This is a genomic window from Lactobacillus isalae (assembly GCF_947539375.1).
Lineage (GTDB): Bacteria > Bacillota > Bacilli > Lactobacillales > Lactobacillaceae > Lactobacillus > Lactobacillus isalae.
This window is the reverse complement of sequence record NZ_OX443569.1, coordinates 1,336,028-1,353,806: the sequence shown is the minus strand read 5'-3', so window position 1 is coordinate 1,353,806 and position 17,779 is coordinate 1,336,028. Positions and strand designations below refer to the sequence as shown.

Annotated in this window: 14 protein-coding genes and 1 tRNA gene; all 15 read left to right on the top strand. The window is 36.6% G+C overall.

Features of this window, described 5'->3' with window-relative positions; all coding sequences use genetic code 11:
* The first annotated feature begins 1 nt into the window (after position 1).
* Positions 2–835: an ammonia-dependent NAD(+) synthetase gene (gene nadE / locus QM512_RS06540; RefSeq protein WP_282804981.1), complete on the top strand. Its 834-nt coding sequence runs from the start codon at positions 2–4 to the stop codon at positions 833–835.
* 171 nt (positions 836–1,006) lie between these two features.
* Positions 1,007–3,682, top strand: coding sequence for a calcium-translocating P-type ATPase, PMCA-type (locus QM512_RS06535; RefSeq protein WP_282804980.1), 2,676 nt, complete (start codon positions 1,007–1,009; stop codon positions 3,680–3,682).
* A 137-nt stretch (positions 3,683–3,819) separates the two neighbouring features.
* Positions 3,820–4,968 carry a CDP-glycerol glycerophosphotransferase family protein gene (locus QM512_RS06530; RefSeq protein ID WP_282804979.1) on the top strand — a complete coding sequence of 383 codons (1,149 nt, stop codon included), beginning with the start codon at positions 3,820–3,822 and terminating at the stop codon, positions 4,966–4,968.
* Positions 4,969–4,979: 11 nt separating this feature from the next.
* On the top strand, positions 4,980–6,416 hold the full coding sequence (locus QM512_RS06525) for an oligosaccharide flippase family protein (RefSeq protein ID WP_282804978.1): 1,437 nt from the start codon (positions 4,980–4,982) through the stop codon (positions 6,414–6,416).
* Positions 6,413–7,114, top strand: coding sequence for a glycosyltransferase family 32 protein (locus QM512_RS06520; protein ID WP_282804977.1), 702 nt, complete (start codon positions 6,413–6,415; stop codon positions 7,112–7,114). The genes QM512_RS06525 and QM512_RS06520 overlap by 4 nt, the downstream gene beginning before the upstream one ends.
* Entirely contained in the window at positions 7,111–7,569 is a 459-nt protein-coding gene (locus QM512_RS06515) for a SprT family protein (RefSeq protein ID WP_282804976.1), read from the top strand. Before QM512_RS06520 ends, QM512_RS06515 begins: the two co-directional genes overlap by 4 nt.
* Before the next feature lie 57 nt (positions 7,570–7,626).
* Positions 7,627–7,715: transfer RNA gene (locus QM512_RS06510), tRNA-Leu, on the top strand.
* A 70-nt stretch (positions 7,716–7,785) separates the two neighbouring features.
* The gene (locus QM512_RS06505) at positions 7,786–8,403 is read left to right on the top strand and encodes an ECF transporter S component (RefSeq protein ID WP_282804975.1); all 618 of its coding nucleotides are present in this window, start codon (positions 7,786–7,788) and stop codon (positions 8,401–8,403) included.
* A 1-nt stretch (position 8,404) separates the two neighbouring features.
* Positions 8,405–9,031: a glycoside hydrolase family 73 protein gene (locus tag QM512_RS06500; RefSeq protein WP_282804974.1), complete on the top strand. Its 627-nt coding sequence runs from the start codon at positions 8,405–8,407 to the stop codon at positions 9,029–9,031.
* 98 nt (positions 9,032–9,129) lie between these two features.
* A complete protein-coding gene (pcrA, locus tag QM512_RS06495) occupies positions 9,130–11,373 on the top strand; it encodes a DNA helicase PcrA (protein WP_282804973.1) in 2,244 nt (747 codons plus the stop codon).
* A gap of 33 nt (positions 11,374–11,406) precedes the next feature.
* The gene (gene ligA, locus QM512_RS06490; protein ID WP_282804972.1) at positions 11,407–13,413 is read left to right on the top strand and encodes an NAD-dependent DNA ligase LigA; all 2,007 of its coding nucleotides are present in this window, start codon (positions 11,407–11,409) and stop codon (positions 13,411–13,413) included.
* Positions 13,414–13,435: 22 nt separating this feature from the next.
* The gene (locus QM512_RS06485) at positions 13,436–14,575 is read left to right on the top strand and encodes a CamS family sex pheromone protein (RefSeq protein WP_282804971.1); all 1,140 of its coding nucleotides are present in this window, start codon (positions 13,436–13,438) and stop codon (positions 14,573–14,575) included.
* 10 nt (positions 14,576–14,585) lie between these two features.
* A complete protein-coding gene (gene gatC, locus QM512_RS06480; protein WP_003646851.1) occupies positions 14,586–14,888 on the top strand; it encodes an Asp-tRNA(Asn)/Glu-tRNA(Gln) amidotransferase subunit GatC in 303 nt (100 codons plus the stop codon).
* Positions 14,888–16,327, top strand: coding sequence for an Asp-tRNA(Asn)/Glu-tRNA(Gln) amidotransferase subunit GatA (gatA, locus tag QM512_RS06475; RefSeq protein ID WP_282804970.1), 1,440 nt, complete (start codon positions 14,888–14,890; stop codon positions 16,325–16,327). The genes gatC and gatA overlap by 1 nt, the downstream gene beginning before the upstream one ends.
* 3 nt (positions 16,328–16,330) lie before the next feature.
* Positions 16,331–17,761 carry an Asp-tRNA(Asn)/Glu-tRNA(Gln) amidotransferase subunit GatB gene (gatB, locus tag QM512_RS06470; RefSeq protein WP_282804969.1) on the top strand — a complete coding sequence of 477 codons (1,431 nt, stop codon included), beginning with the start codon at positions 16,331–16,333 and terminating at the stop codon, positions 17,759–17,761.
* The last annotated feature ends 18 nt before the right edge of the window (positions 17,762–17,779 follow it).

The window sequence follows — 17,779 nt, the reverse complement described above, 5'->3', positions numbered from 1 at the left end:
AATGCGCCCATTACAAGAGAAAATTATTGCTTATGAACATGTATTACCGGAAATTGATCCTAAAGAAGAAATTCGTAAATCAATTAATTTTCTAAAAGACTATTTAAAAGAAAATCCATTTTTAAAGAGCTATGTTTTGGGAATTTCTGGTGGTCAAGATTCAACCTTAACTGGTAAGCTTTGCCAAATGGCAATTGAAGAAATGCGTAAAGAAACTGGTGACGATTCTTACCAATTTATCGCTGTTCGTCTTCCTTATGGCGTTCAAGCTGATGCAAGTGATGCAGCAGACGCAATTGCTTTTCAAAAGCCTGATCAAGATCTAATCGTGAATATTAAGGAGCCAGTTGACGCAATGGTTAAAGTAGTTGAAGCAACTGGTCAAAAGATTACTGACTTTAATAAGGGTAATATTAAGGCACGTCAAAGAATGGTTGTTCAATATGCAATTGCTGGTGCAAATAATGGAGCAGTTGTAGGAACTGATCATGCAGCTGAAAACTTTTCTGGATTTTATACTAAGTATGGTGATGGTGCAGCAGATCTTACTCCACTTTTCCGTCTAGACAAGCGTCAAGGAAAGGCAATGCTCAAGGAACTTGGTTGTCCTAAGCATTTATATGAAAAGGCGCCAACTGCTGACTTAGAAGAAGAAAAGCCAGATTTACCAGATGAAGTAGCTTTAGGCGTAACTTACAAAGAAGTTGATGACTACTTGGAAGGTAAAGAAGTAAGCGAAAAAGCTGCTGAACAAATTGAAAAGTTATGGAAGAAGAGTGAACACAAGCGTCACTTGCCAGTAACTATTTTTGATGATTTTTATAAAAAGAACTAAACTTGTATCGGACTTGATAGTTTAATATAATAAAACTGCATAAGAGAGTAACGGCAAGTTATTGCGATAAGTTCAACAACCGAGATAACATCTCTGGACTTATCTTAATTAGTGAGACTTATGACTGATAACTGGTCATAAGTCTTTTTTAGTTATTGGAGGGTTTTGACGGTGAAAGAGAAGTACTATGCTCAAGATATTTCTCAAATTGAGAAAGAGTTGAACACATCGTTAGATAATGGTTTGACTGATGATGAGGCTAAGAAGAGATTAGCAACTGAAGGTCCGAATTCTTTAGCGTCGAAGAAAAAACGTAGTATGTTCATGCGCTTTATCGATCAATTTAAGGATTTTATGATCATTGTCTTGATTGTAGCTGCAATTTTATCAGGAGTTGTGGCAAATGAGTGGACTGATGCGGCAATCATTATGATTGTTGTCTTGCTTAATGCAATTTTAGGTGTGATTCAAGAAGCAAGATCAGAAGCTGCAATTGATGCCTTAAAAGAAATGTCGACGCCGAATGCTCATGTAAGGCGCGGTGGCGCAATTTTAGAAATTCCAAGTACTGATATTGTGCCTGGTGATATTGTTTTGCTTGAAGCTGGTGATGTGGTTCCAGCTGATATGCGTTTAGCAAAGACAGCGAGTTTAAAGGTTGAAGAGTCCGCATTGACTGGAGAATCTGTCCCAGTTGAAAAAGATAGCGAGGTCTTAAAAGCTGATGATGTGGCATTAGGTGACAGAGTTAATATGGCGTATGCCAATACTAATGTTACTTATGGACGAGCAGAAGGTATCGTAGTTGGAACTGGAATGAAGACTGAAGTCGGTAAAATTGCGACAATGTTAAACAATGCCGATGAAACAGCTACTCCATTAAAGGAAAACTTAAATCAGCTTGGTAAGACTTTGACAATCATGATTTTAGCAATTTGTGTGATTGTCTTTATCGTGGGGATGTTTACCAAGCAAGGAAGCGAGCCAACTAACAAGCTAATTATTGATATGTTTTTAGTTGCTGTTTCTTTAGCCGTAGCTGCAATTCCAGAAGGCTTGCCAGCAATTGTAACAATCATTTTAGCTCTTGGTACGCAAACAATGGCTAAGCACAAGGCAATTGTTAGAAAGTTGCCAGCTGTTGAAACTCTAGGTGCAACGGACATTATTTGTTCTGATAAAACTGGTACTTTAACGCAAAATCAAATGACTGTTGAAAAAGTTTATTATGATAATGAACTTCACAATGATGAAGAGACAATTAAAGCAGATAATCCAGCTATGATGGCCATGATTTTGGCTAATGATACTAAGATTGAAGATGGCGGAAGACTATTAGGAGATCCAACTGAAACAGCTTTAATTCAATATGCTTTTGATCAAAACATTAAAGTTGAAGAGTTACTCAAGAAAGATAGCCGTGTTCAAGAAGTTCCTTTTGATTCAGAAAGAAAGTTAATGTCGACAGTTAACCATTATGGCGATAAATTCTTTGTTGCTGTAAAGGGTGCACCTGATGAACTATTGAAACGCGTAACTAAGATTGAAATTAATGGGCAAGTTGCGCCAATTTCCGATAGTGAAAAAAAAACTATCTTAGCTTCAAACAAGAATATGGCTGAACAAGCTTTGCGTGTTTTGGGACTTGCTTACAAGGTTGTAGATAAGGCATACGATGATCCAACCACGAATAATGTTGAGCAAGATTTGATTTTTGCCGGTTTAGTCGGAATGATTGACCCAGAAAGACCTGAAGCTAAAGCTGCTGTTGCAGAAGCCAAGAGTGCTGGAATCAGAACAGTCATGATTACTGGTGACCATCAAATTACTGCTGCTGCGATTGCTTCTCGTTTAGGTATTTTAGAAGAAAGTCCAGACAAGGATAAAGCCGTAATTACAGGCGCTGAACTTGATAAGTTGTCGGATGACTACTTTAACAAGCACGTTCAGGACTATAGCGTTTATGCACGTGTATCGCCTGAAAACAAGGTTAGAATTGTTAAAGCATGGCAAGCAAATAATAAGATTGTTGCTATGACTGGTGACGGTGTAAATGACGCTCCTAGTTTAAAGCAAGCTGATATTGGTATTGGTATGGGGATTACTGGTACTGAAGTATCAAAAGGTGCTGCTGATATGGTGTTAGCTGATGATAACTTTGCGACAATAGTTGAGGCAATCAAGCAGGGCCGTAAGGTATTTGCCAATATTCAAAAGGCAATTCTTTATCTGATGAGTTGTAACGTTGGTGAAGTCTTAACAGTCTTCATGATGACCATGCTTGGCTGGGATATCTTAATGCCAGTGCAATTGTTGTGGATTAACTTAGTTACTGATACATTACCAGCAATTGCCTTAGGTGTTGAACCAGTTGAACCAGGAATTATGAAGAAGAAGCCACGTGGTAGAAAGTCCAACTTCTTTAGTGGTGGTGTTGCAAGTTCAATTATTTATCAAGGTATTTTAGAAGGTATCTTAGTTTTAGGTGCATATCAATTTGGCTTGCATGTTGGTCCTCATGTTGGAAACGCAGCTATGCAGCATGCGGATGCCTTAACAATGGCCTTTCTTACTTTAGGATTAATTCAATTGTTTCATGCCTTTAACTCTAAATTTATTCACAAGTCAATCTTTAGAGCACAGACATTTGAAAATAAGTGGTTCAACGGAGCAATTCTTATTTCAGCCTTAGTTATGGCTGCAGTAGAAATTCCATTTTTAACTAAGATTTTTGATGTGACCGAATTAGATGGGATGCAATGGTTAGTAGTTATTGTTGCAGGACTTTTAATGATTATCATTGTTGAAATTGTTAAGTTCTTTGAAAGACGCACTGCTAGAAAATAAAGTTTTATCAAATAATTAAAAAAAGCTTGAGTTTACTCAAGCTTTTTTTATACCCTTAATAATATAAAGATAGCATAAAAATAATAGTGCTAACGGATTTGTACTATGATGAATAATTTTTATTAAGGAACATCTAAATGAAAAGTTTATTTTTTCGCTTGTACTTATGGGGAATAAGCTTCCTTGCAAGTCTTCGTCCAATTAAAGAAAAGAATATTGTAGTCTTGAATGGCTCAGGTAGATCTGGTTCAAATGGCTATTTATTTTATAAATACATTAGAGCCAAGCATCCCGACTACAACATTACTTTAGTTGAGCCTTGGCCATCTTCTCATTTATCATGGGAAACTTGGAAAAAAATTGGCGCTGCTAAGTATGTGATTACTACTCACCAGCCTTTTAAAGTACGACGAGATCAAGTTAATATTCAATTTTGGCATGGTGTACCTTTAAAACGTATGGGATTTATGGCTCATAATACGCGCTACCGAGACAATAAGCGTAATCAAAAGCTATGGCATAAAAATGCAGACATGGTAACGTCAAGCTCCGACCTCTATGAAAGTTTAATGAGTGCCTGTATGGCAATTGAAGGTAAAAAATATCAAAAGCTTGGTTTCCCTAGAATTGATTACATTAATCATCCAGCAATCTCTAAAGAAAAATTACTAGCAGATTTGTTTAAAACTAGGGATGATCAAGCTCAAATAGGAATCTATATGCCAACTTTCCGCTATGAATTAGAAGATCAGTTTGTTATGAAAAAAATAAAGCAGGGTAACTACTTTGCATTTATAGATTTTGATCCATATAAGTTAAATGATGCTTTAAAGGTAAATCATCGATATTTAATTGTGAAGCTTCATCCTTATGAAATGCGAATGTTTGAGAATTTTAACAGTCAGTTTTCAAATATTGCCTTCTTAAATAATGATTATTTATTTGAAAATGATCTCGATTTATACGAACTATTAGGAAATACTGACTTCCTAATTACTGATTTTTCGTCAATTTATTTTGACTACTTGTACTTAGACAAGCCAATCATTTTCATTACCAATTATCTAAAGCAATACGAAAAGGTCCGTGGCTTATTATTAAGCCCGTATGAAGATGTTACACCTGGGCCTTGTGTTAACTCACAAAAAGAACTTCTGCAAGTTTTGAAGTATCTTGACGATGATCAATACAAAGAACAACGTTTTTATTGGCGGAGTTTAATTGATGAAACTGATGATATTGGTTCTTGTGAGCCTATCTTTAATTACATGACAAAGAAATTTTAGAGGAAAAAGTAGTGAAACGAACTTTTCTTAATATTCTATATAATGCGGTCTATCAAATCTTTTTAGTTTTAGTGCCGCTAATTACAGTTCCATATCTATCTCGAGTTTTAGGACCTAAGACTTATGGTATTTATGGCAGTGTAAATAATACTGTGCAGTTTCTGATGGTATTTTGTACCTTGTCAGTTTCTTACATTGGAATTCGAACAGTTTCTCGAACTAGAACTTATGGTACCCCGCAAGAGTTAACTGAAGCCTTCTGGGGCTTATGGTACTTTCAGGCAATTGCTGGTTTAGTGACCATTCTAATTACATTACTGATTACTAATATTTTTCATATTCAGTATTGGAATTATTTGATCTTAATGGTTCCGTATTTAATCTCGGCTCAAGTTGATATTTCTTGGTTCTTTCAAGGCTTAGCTGACTTTGGCCGAGTAGTGTTAAAAAATACTGCCGTTAAATTAGCTAGTGTGGTTTTGATTTTACTATTAATTAAATCGCCAGCTGATCTTTGGAAGTACTTTTTAATTATGTCAGTTTCGACAATGCTGGGATCTTTTGTCTTTTGGCTTGATATACATAGGTATGTAGGAAAGCCAGTAGGTCATTTTTATAAATACAAGACAACTATTGTCTCAATCGTTACATTAATGATTCCCCAGATAGCAACGCAGATTTATACATCGCTAGATAAACCAATCCTAGGCTTTTTTAGCAATTCTACCCAAGTTGCTTTTTATGATAATTCGCAACGAATTTCTAATATGATCTTAGGAGTAATTACTAGTATTTCTTTAGTTATCATGCCGAAAATGGCTAGCGAAGAAAAGGAGACGCAGAAAGTTGTCTTAAAGAAGTCACTTGAAGCAACCACAATGCTTGGAACCTTATTTGCAGTCATTGTTATGGCTAATACCAAGCAATTCGTGCCATTCTTCTTTGGTAAGAAGTTTATCCCCATGACGCCTTTGATGTTCTTCTTTGCATTAACAATCATTATGATTCCGATGGGTGGGGTATTTGCTAACCAATTTGCGCTAGCTAATCGGAGAGACAAGGAATATGCGATTCCAGTAGTTATTGGAGCAATTATTGAGGTTGTTTTAGCAGCCTTGCTTGATCGGCCATATGGAGCTAGCGGGGCAACCGTGGCAATTTTGATTACAGAGTTTGTAGTCTTAATTTTACGACTTTGGATTGTAAGAGATGACTATAATTTTAAAGATGCATTTAGCGACGTACCAAAATATTTCTTGATTGGAATGATTACGTTGATTGCAGGGATGCTCATGCCTAACCTAATTAGTTCAAGTTTTTTGAACATGACAGTTAAATCAATTTTGATGTTAATTATTTATGCTGGAATTATGTTTATGATGAAGTTAGACTTTAATCAAGATATTATGGACTTTATGACACGATTTTTTAGAAAGGTAAAAAGATGATCCCTAAAAAAATTCATTACGTCTGGGTAGGGCATAATCCTAAGTCGCCATTAATTGAGGAATGTCTTGCAACTTGGAAAAAGAAATTGCCTGACTATGAAATTATTGAGTGGAATGAAGATAACTTTGATATGCATGAGAATTGTTATCTTGAAGAAGCGTACCAGGCTAAAAAATGGGCTTTTGTGTCTGATTATATCCGGGCTCGTGCGATTTATGAGCAAGGCGGAATTTACTTAGATACAGACGTTAGAGTTCTTAAAAAATTAGATCCACTTTTAAGTAATCAAGCTTTTATCGGCTTTGAAAACAACGACTACTTATCAGCTGCTATTTTTGGTGCAGAAGTACATCATCCCTTTATCAAAGACATTCTCGATTACTACCAGGATAGAGAGTTTACTTTTGACAAAAATAATCAAATGGCTGGCGTAAACAGTTTGTCTGTAACTGATATCTTAAAAGAAAAATACGACTTAAAAACAGGCAATAGAGAGCAACTTTTAAAAGACGGAGTTCATGTTTATCCAGATGGCTTTTTATGTAATCCAAGTAAAGACTCGTATTCAATTCATTTATTTACTGGTACTTGGATAGATGGACAGCAGACAGTAAAGCAAAAAATTGTAACAGGTCTAAAGAGAAGAATATCTTCTCCAAGGCAGGCTAGTTTATATCAAAAATTAATTCGAAAATGAATCAAACAGACTTACAAAAATTAGTAGAAGAAATTTCTTTAAAATATTTCCATGCTCCATTTAGACATGAAGTTAAGATTAATAATCGAATGACAACAACTGGAGGAAGATATTTTCTAAATGACCATCATATTGATATTAATGGTCATTTTTTAGATGAAAAATATCGCGCAGATTTAATAGGAATAATTAAACATGAGTTGACGCATTATCATTTACACTTAGCAGGGCGAGGTTATCAGCATCGCAAGCGTGATTTTAAAAATTTACTTGCCTATGTTGGAGGCAGTAGGTATACGCCTGATATTGGTTTAAGGCGTCGGCAGACTCGCAATTATCTTTATGAATGCGAAAATTGCCATTTTCGGTATCCGCGTGTTCGCAGAGTAAATACCAGAAAATATCGTTGCGGACGGTGCGGAGGAAGATTAAAATTAATTCGAAAAAATAAATAAAAAATTTGAATTTCCATTTGCTAAAAGAAAAATTATTTGGTATATTAGTTAAGTACCGCGGGCGTGGCGGAATGGCAGACGCGCAAGACTAAGGATCTTGTGATCGCTTTTAGATCGTGGAAGTTCGAGTCTTCTCGCCCGCACCACTAAGAAAAGGAAGTCGCACATGCGGCTTCCTTTTTTGTTAAAGTTATAATTAATAAAGTAGGAAAGACTATGATTAATAAAAAGACTTTTAGAATTGCCATTAGTGCTATTTTTGTTGCAATTATTTTGGTTCAGACTTTTGTTCCTTATATTGGCTATATTCGGATTTTACCGGGCTTGCCTTCAATTACAACGATACCTTTAACAGTTGCTTTAGCAGGTTGTTTAATGGGGCCAGGCTTTGGTGCATCAATTGGTTTATTTTGGGGTTTATTAAGTTTATTTGTTGCTTATACGCAACCTGGCGATATTGTCAGCATGCTTTTGTTCCGAAATATTTTTATTGCATTAGTTCCACGTACAGCTGCCGGTTTTATTGCTGGTATGATTGGTCAAGCCGCAAAAGATGAATCAAGGCTTCAAAAGACAGTTGTTTATACAATTGCCGGCTTATGTACTTCGCTTGCTAATACCTTACTGGTAATTAGCATCACTAGCTTGTGGTTCATGAATAATCCAGCTACTTTACTGCAAAGTTTAGGTCAAACTCAAAATTCTGCTCCTTTAATTGCAATTTTATTAAGTGTTTTAGGCGTTAATGGTGTTGTAGAAGCAATCTTTACTGCTGTTCTTACTCCAGCAATTGCAATGCCTTTAAAGCAAGTAATGAAAAGGAAGATGAGTTAAGATGCCACGTAGACGCCGTCAAAAAAATATTCAATACGTAATTGCAAGAGCATTTGCTATTTGCTTTACTTTAGTAATCATCTTATCAGGCTTTTTGTACTGGCGTCATGAAATTGTAGTTAATGAACAGTTGAGGCAGGCGCAACTAGAAAAAGAACGCGCTCTTCAAAGTAAAGAAAAGTTTATTAAAGTAGTAGCTCCAATTGCTCAAAGGGCAGATAAGCCCTATGGTTTATTTCCTAGCGTAACAATTGCTCAGGCATGTTTGGAGAGTAACTTTGGTCAAAGTGAACTTTCTAGAAAGTATAATAATTTATTTGGCGTCAAGGGAACTGATCCCAATACTAGTCGAGAATTAACAACTTCTGAATATGTTAATGATCATTGGGAGACTGTGACGGGCCGGTTTCAAGTTTATAATTCTTATGAAGAATCAATTCAAGCCCATACCCGTTTATTCGTAAATGGTACTACTTGGAACAGAAATCAATATCAGCATGTTTTAGCTGCTAAGGATTATGCTAGTCAAGCGCAAGCTCTAGAGACAGATGGCTATGCGACTGATCCAGGTTATGCTAAAAAGCTAATTGATTTAATTAAAGAGTTTAATTTAACGCAATATGATTAATTCCAAAACGATGATAGTTAGGTTAAAAGCTATCGTCGTTTTTTGTTATAATAGACAAGTCTATTTTAGTGTTTAAGTTATCAGAAAAGGGAGAAGCAATGAGCGAAGAAACAATTCTTGCAGGATTAAATCCTCAGCAGAAAAAAGCTGTGCAGTGTACTGAAGGTCCACTTTTAGTAGTTGCCGGAGCTGGTAGTGGAAAAACATCAGTTTTAACACGTCGAATTGCCTATTTAATTGAAGAAAAGGGCGTTGCCCCATGGAATGTCTTAGCCATTACTTTTACTAATAAGGCTGCAACTGAAATGAAAGAGCGTGTTCAAAAGCTTTTAGGACCAGCTGCTGATAGCGTTTGGATGTCAACTTTTCATGCTTTATGCGTGAGAATTTTACGCCGTGATGCGGAAAAGATCGGTTACTCTAACAATTTTTCGATTGCAGATTCTGCAGAGCAATTAACTTTAATTAAGCGAATTGAAAAAGATCTTAATATTAATCCTAAAATGTATGATCCAAAAGCAATTTTAGGTGCGATTTCTAATGGTAAAAATGACCTGCTTACGCCAAAAGACTTTAAAGAACAAGCTGCTAGTCCTTTTGAAAAGGTAACAGCGCAAGTTTATGCCGAATATCAACATCGTTTAAAGCGTGATCAAATTATGGATTTTGATGATTTGATTATGCAAACTTTGGTCTTGTTTAAAAAAGATAAAGAGACTCTTCATTACTATCAAAATAAGTTTCGCTATATTTTGGTTGATGAATATCAGGATACAAACGAAGCACAATATCAGCTTTGTGTTGCACTAGCTGCGCAATATAAGAATATTTGTGTAGTTGGGGATGCAGATCAGTCAATATATGGCTGGCGTGGAGCTAACATGGAAAATATTCTTAATTTTGAGCATGACTATCAAGATGATGAAGTTAATACGATCAAACTTGAACAAAATTATCGTTCAACTGGTCATATCTTAGATGCAGCTAACTCGGTTATTAAGAATAATCAAAACCGCAAACCTAAAAAGCTTTGGACTGATAAGGGTGATGGCGATAAAATCAATTACTATCGTGCTCAAAGCGGAAATGATGAGGCACTCTTCATCGTTTCAAAGATCAATGAAGAAATAAAAGAACACAAGCGAGACTACAAAGATTTTGCTGTTCTTTATCGAACAAATGCCCAATCCCGTAACGTCGAAGAAGCTCTAGTTAAATCAAACATCCCTTACCGAATTGTTGGTGGACATAAATTCTACGATCGAAAAGAAATCAAAGATATTTTGGCCTACTTAAAGGTGGTAGCAAATCCTGCTGATTCGATGAGTTTTAATCGAATTATCAATGTGCCAAAACGTGGATTAGGACCAACCACGATGGCTAAATTTAACGGTTTTGCTAATGATAATGATTTTACAATTGAAGAGACTTTTAAGAACTTGAGTTTAGCGCCAATTACAGGTCGTCCAGCTAAAACTTTGGCTACTTTTGGTACTGCCTTAAAGGATGCAATTGAATATAGTAAGACGCACAGTGTAACTGGCTTGACTGAAAAATTATTAGCTGACTTTGGCTATAAAGAAGCCTTAGAAAACGAACATACAATTGAAGCTGACACCAGATTGGAAAACTTGAATGAATTCTTAACTGTTACCAAACGTTTTGATGATAATTATGAGCCAGAAGATGAGGATTCAACTGCCTTGGGAGATTTTCTTTCAGAAATCTCACTTTTAAGTGATCAAGATGACTTAGAAAATCAAGATAATCAAGTAGCTTTAATGACCCTTCATGCAGCTAAAGGCTTAGAGTTCCCTGTTGTTTTCTTAGTTGGTATGGAAGAAGGCTTGTTCCCACTTTCAAGAGCAGCAGGCGATCCGAATGAGCTTGAAGAAGAGCGACGTTTAGCCTATGTAGGCATTACGCGTGCTGAAAAGAAACTCTACATCACTAATGCTTTTTCTAGAACGATGTATGGTCGCCCGCAAAACAATCAACCATCTCGTTTTATTGATGAAATTGAAGATAAGGATCTGGAATTTGTTAATCCAGTTCAATCTAGTTCTTCAATGTCGATTCCTTTTGCTAAAAGTAGAGAGCGTGCAACTTCTCAAGTTTACCGTCCAAAGGTTAGAATTGAGACAGCTAAGAAAGCCAGTGGTGCAGTTGGTGCAGACAAGAAGTCTTGGAACGTTGGCGATCAAGTTTCTCATAAGGCTTGGGGTAAGGGCGTTGTTGTTAAAGTTAATGGCAGCGGCGAAGATATGGAATTAGATATTGCTTTTGCCAGTCAAGGAGTGAAGCGTCTTTTAGCTGCCTTTGCACCAATTAAAAAGATATAATGAAGTAGTTTGGTTTAGATAAGGACTGAGATAATGGCAGTTTTAACTCACAATCAGGCTTCTCAGAAAGTCGATGAATTAAGAAAAAAACTCAATGAATGGGCAGACGACTATTACGCAAAAGATGCTCCAGTAGTTGAAGATGTGGTTTATGACAAGGCTTATCAAGAACTAGTAGAGTTAGAAAATCAGTTTCCTGATTTGGTAACAGCCGACTCAATTACGCAGCGAGTTGGTGGCGAAATCAAGAGTGATCTTTCTAAAGTTGAGCATCCTATTCCAATGCTTTCAATGGGGGATGTTTTCTCAAAAGATGAGCTTAAAGAATTCGATGAAAGAATTACGAAGTTAGTTGGGCATCCAGTAGCTTATAATGTCGAGCTAAAAATTGATGGCTTATCTTTGTCGCTAGAATATACCGATGGTAAATTAACTCGCGCTTCCACTAGAGGAAACGGCCGTGTTGGTGAAGATGTAACAGCTAACGCCAAGTTTATAAAGGATATCCCGCAAACTCTGCCAGAACCTTTGACAACTGAAGTTCGCGGTGAATGCTATATGGAAAAGACAGCATTTGCCAAATTGAATGCGGAACGTGATGAAAAAGGTGAGCAGGTATTTGCTAATCCTAGAAATGCAGCGGCTGGGTCTTTGAGGCAACTAGATGCGCGCATTACTAAAAAGAGAAATTTAAGTACTTTTATCTACACTTGGGTTAATCCACCAAGGAATATTACTAGTCAGCATCAAGCAATTGATGAAATGAATCGCTTAGGTTTTCATACTAATCAAACTGGTCAGCGCTTTGAATCAATGGACGAAGTATTTAAGTTTATTGATGAATATACGGCTAAGCGGAATGATTTAAGCTATGGAATTGACGGAATTGTTTTAAAAGTCGACGACTTAAGTCTACAAAATGATCTAGGTAATACCGTTAAAGTACCACGCTGGGAAATTGCTTATAAGTTTCCTCCAGAAGAACAAGAAACGGTAGTTAGAGAGATCGAATGGACAGTTGGTCGTACTGGAGTAGTAACACCGACTGCAGTAATGGATCCAGTTCAACTTGCAGGAACCATTGTGTCGCGAGCTTCGCTACATAATCCCGATTATTTAAGAGAAAAGGGAGTGCGGATTGGCGATACGGTTAAGTTGCACAAAGCTGGAGATATTATTCCAGAAATCTCTAGCGTTGTTTTAAGTAAAAGACCTAAGGATAGTCAGCCCTATGAAATTCCTAATGTATGTCCATCTTGTGGACAAACTTTAGTTCACTTGCAGGATGAAGTTGCTCTTCGCTGCATTAATCCGATGTGTCCAGCCCAAGTTGAAGAAGGAATTATTCACTTTGCTTCACGGGGAGCAATGAATATTATGGGACTTGGCCCTAGAATTGTTAAACAATTAATTGATAAAGGATTTGTAAATGATGTAGCTGATTTATATCATTTAACTAGTGATCAATTAAGCCAGTTAGATCATTTTAAGGATAAGTCGATTACTAATTTGCTAACTTCAATTGAAAATAGTAAACGAAATTCCGCTGAATTATTGTTATATGGTTTGGGAATTGATCATGTTGGTGCTAAAGCTGCAAGACTGATTTTAGAAAAATATAAAAATTTGGAAAAGGTTAGTCAATTAACAGTGCCAGAATTAACAAGTATCGATACAATAGGAGAGACGATTGCGGAATCGTTAACAACATATTTTGATCAACCAAGTGCACAGAAACTCTTACAGGAGTTACGTGACAGTGGATTGAATATGGAATATTTAGGAACAGTTGAAGAACAGGCACCAGATAACTTCTTTAAGGAAAAGACAGTGGTTTTAACTGGAAAATTATCCGACTTTACTCGAAGTGAGTTTACTAAGAAACTTCAAGATCTTGGTGCTAAAGTTACCGGATCAGTTTCTAAGAAGACAGATTATCTGATCTATGGTGCAGATGCCGGTTCGAAAAAAGATAAGGCTGAAAAACTTCAAGTTCCAATGTTAACTGAACAAGAAGCAATTGCAAAAATTGAAAAATAAAGAAATAAGAAGGAAAAATAAATTGAAAAGATTTTTGCAAATAGCACTGCTAGTAGCTACTGGATTAAGTTTAAGTGCGTGTGGTAATTTAAAAAATTCAGATCTTGCTAATAATCCTACAACTTCAACAACTAAGAAAAAAAGTTATCAAACAACTAGTACAAGTAAAAATGGCTACAATGTTCTTTTAAAAGATGGCGAGTATGTAACTAGTCCAATTGAGGGAACAACTGAAAATACTAGCGATAATAATGTTGATGGTCGTGCCTTAGAGTCTGGCTTAATTGACTTATCGCACAACACTTTTTCAAGTAGTAAGTATGTTTTCCAAGAAGGACAAAAAATTTCAGTTGCAGATGCGACTGATTGGCTAGGAAGAAAGTCAAAGAGTAACTCTCAAGGCTTAAATGCTGAAAAAAGTACTAAGAAAGATTCTTATAATCCAATTATTTTAGATCAAATTTTGGAACAAGATTTTTTGACTAAATCTAATTCTAGTTACAAAATGGGTGGTATGAGTGTGGGCTTAGCCCTTAACTCAGTTGATTACTATCAAAAAACTAAAGACGGTGCCCAATATCATAAAGATATTTCTCGTGCAGAGCAGGAAACTTTTGGTAAGGAAGCAGCTAACAAGTTAGTTTCTTACTTACGTAAAAAGAAGGGATTAAAGGATATCCCAATTCTGGTTGGACTTTTTAGTAAGACCAGTAAAGATTCTCTTGTAGGTGGAAATTACTTTGCATATGGAATTGCTAATGCAAATAGTAGTAAAATAAATGATTGGAAAACAGTCAATAATCGTAGTCAGGTTCTACCGACTGTTGGAAGTGAAAAAGCAATTAATTCTACTGATGCAGCTTCATTTAGTGATTTTAAGGCCGCTATTCAGGGATATTTCCCTAATATTAGTGGGGTAACGGCAACTGTTCATTATCAAAATAAGACTTTGACACAGATGAACATTACTGTAACAACTCAGTTCTTTGGTTATGCACAGATTGAAAGTTTTTCAAGACTTGTGCTTTCAGCAGCTAAGAAGTATCTACCTAAGGATGCACCAATAGAAATTAAGATTAATTCTGTCAATGATACGCAAGCATTAATCGCTAAGAATTCCGCAGACGATAGCTACTATGTCCACGTCTTTGGCGGTGAATAGGAGGCAAATGGTGAAAATTACAAAAGATGAAATCAATCACGTTGCAACACTATCTCGACTAGAGTTTGGTGAAGACGAAATTGATAAGTTTACTGAACAAATGGGTGACATTATCAATATGGCACATCAATTAGCCGAAGTTGATACTGAAGGAGTTCCTGAAACTGTTCAAGTTGTTGATCGAGAGACTGACTTTAGAGAAGACAAGCCTGAACATTGGGAAAGTCGTGCAGAATTAATGAAGAATGTTCCTGAAAAAGCTGATGGCTTCATTAAGGTGCCAGTAATTATTGATAAGGATGATAATGAATAATGAATTACTTAAATGAAAACATTGACTCATTAAATAAAAAATTACAAGATGGCGAAATAACAGCTGAAGACCTAGCTAAGGAAACAGTTAAAAACATTAAAGAAACAGACAAGAAGATTAATGCTTGGATTACTGTTGATGATGAAGCAAAGCCAGCAGAAGATTTAGATTTTGCTAAAAACAAATTAGCTGGTATCCCAATCGCAATCAAGGATAATATCATCACTAATGGTATGAAGACTACTGCAGCTAGTCATATTCTTTACAACTACATGCCAGTTTATGATGCAACTGTAATTAGTAAGTTAAAGAAGGCTCAAGCAACTTTTGTTGGTAAGACCAACATGGATGAATTTGCAATGGGTTCATCTACTGAACATTCTTACTATGGTGCAACTCATAATCCGTGGGACTTAGAAAAAGTTCCTGGTGGTTCATCTGGTGGTTCTGCAGCAGCTGTAGCTAGCGGTGAAATTGTTGCAGCCCTTGGTTCTGATACTGGTGGTTCTATTCGTCAACCAGCAGCCTTCAATGGTATTTTTGGTATTAAGCCAACTTATGGTCGAGTATCACGTTGGGGACTTATTGCATTTGGTTCTTCATTAGACCAAATCGGTGTAATGAGTAAGCGTGTTAAGGATTCAGCTGAAGTGTTAAACGTAATTGCTGGTCCTGACGAACATGACGCAACTGTTTCAGAAAAAGAAGTACCTGACTTTACTAGTTTCTTAGGTCAAGATGTTAAAGGCTTACGCGTAGCTGTTCCTAAGGAATACATGGATGCTGTTGACGGCGAAATGCATGATGTTATCCAAAAACAAATTGATGTTTTAAAGGATGCTGGTGCAATTATTAACGAAGTTTCATTGCCACATACTAAGTATGTTGTTCCTACTTACTACATTGTTGCCTCTAGTGAAGCTTCTTCAAACCTTCAAAGATATGATGGTATTCGCTATGGCTACCGTGCAAAGGATACTAAGAACTTATTAGATGTTTATGTAAAATCTAGAAGTGAAGGTTTCGGCGACGAAGTTAAGCGTCGTATTATGCTTGGTTCATTTGCTTTATCAGCAGGTGCATATGACGAATTCTTCAAGAAGGCTGCTCAAGTTAGAACCTTAATTTGCCGCGACTTTGAAAAGATTTTTGAAGAAAATGACGTTATTGTTGGACCAACTACTACTGAACCAGCATTTGGTATTGGTGAAGAAATTTCAGACCCAATCAAGATGTACAACAACGATATCTTAACTATTTCAGCTAACTTAGCTGGTATTCCAGCAGCTAGTGTACCTGCAGGTTTAGTTGATGGTATGCCTGCTGGTCTTCAAATTATGGCTAAGCGTTTTGATGAAGGTAACGTATTTAAGGTTGCTGACTTCATTGAACGTAATAACAAATTCTACGAAAAAACACCTACAGGAATGGAGGATTAATTAATGAATTTTAAATCGACTATTGGTCTAGAAGTCCACTTCGAATTAAAAACAAAGAGTAAGATTTTTTCTCCATCACCAGTTACTTATGGTGCTGAAGCAAACACTGAAACAAATGTTATCGACTGGGCTATGCCTGGTGTCTTACCTCGTTTAAATAAAGATGTTTACCGTCTTGGTATTATGGTTGCTTTAGCAACTCATTCACATATCTTGCCTGTAACTCACTTTGACCGTAAGAACTACTTCTACCCAGATAACCCTAAGGCTTACCAGATTACTCAATTCTTCCAACCACTTGCTCGCGATGGTTACATCGAAGTTGAAGTTCGCGGAAAGAAGAAGCGCATTGGTATTCACGAAATGCACATCGAAGAAGATGCTGGTAAGAACACTCACGGTGCTAACGGTTATTCATACGTTGACTTAAACCGTCAGGGTGTTCCACTTCTTGAAGTTGTTTCTGAACCTGATATGGAAGATCCAGAAGAAGCTTACGCATACTTAACTAAATTACGTCAAATTGTTCAATTTACTGGCGCATCTGACGTTAAGATGGAAGAAGGTTCAATGCGTGTTGATACCAACATTTCTATCCGTCCTGCTGGTCAAGAAAAGCTCGGTACTAAGGTTGAAATGAAGAACTTGAACTCATTTGACCACGTTCGTCGCTCTCTTGCTTATGAAGAAAAGCGTCAACAACAAGTACTTCTTTCTGGTGGTAGAGTTCAACTTTCTACTCGTCGTTTTGATGAAGCTACTGGTAAGACTGTCTTAGAGCGTGTTAAGGAAGGTGACGCAGACTACCGTTACTTCCCAGAACCAGATATTGCTCCTTATCACATTAAGCAAAGTTGGATTGATGAAATTGCAGAAAGCCTACCTGAATCACCATTTGAACGTCGCAAGCGCTACGTTGAAGAATATGGTATTAAGGAATACGATGCAGATGTTATTTTGCAAACTAAGGAATCAAGTGATTTCTACGACGCTGCAGTAGTTGCTGGTGCCGATCCAACTTTAGCTGCTAACTGGTTGAACACTCAAGTTAATGGTTACTTGAATGAAAACCAAGTTGGTATTGCAGACATTAAGTTAACCCCAGAACACTTAGCTGAAATGATCAAGATGATCAAAGATGGTACTATTTCATCCAAGATTGCTAAGAAGGTCTTCAAGGAATCTATTGAAAATGGAACTGATCCTAAGAAGTACGTTGAAGACAAGGGTATGGTTCAATTATCAGATGTTTCTGTTCTTGGGCCTATGGTAACTAAGGTTGTTGATGATAATCCACAATCTGTTGAAGACTTCAAGAATGGTAAAGACCGTGCAATTGGATTCTTAGTTGGTCAAATCATGAAACAAACTCGTGGTAAGGCTAACCCTAAGGTTGTTAACCAATTGCTTAATAAGGAACTTCAAAGTCGTTAATCATTTTAGGGAGGCGAG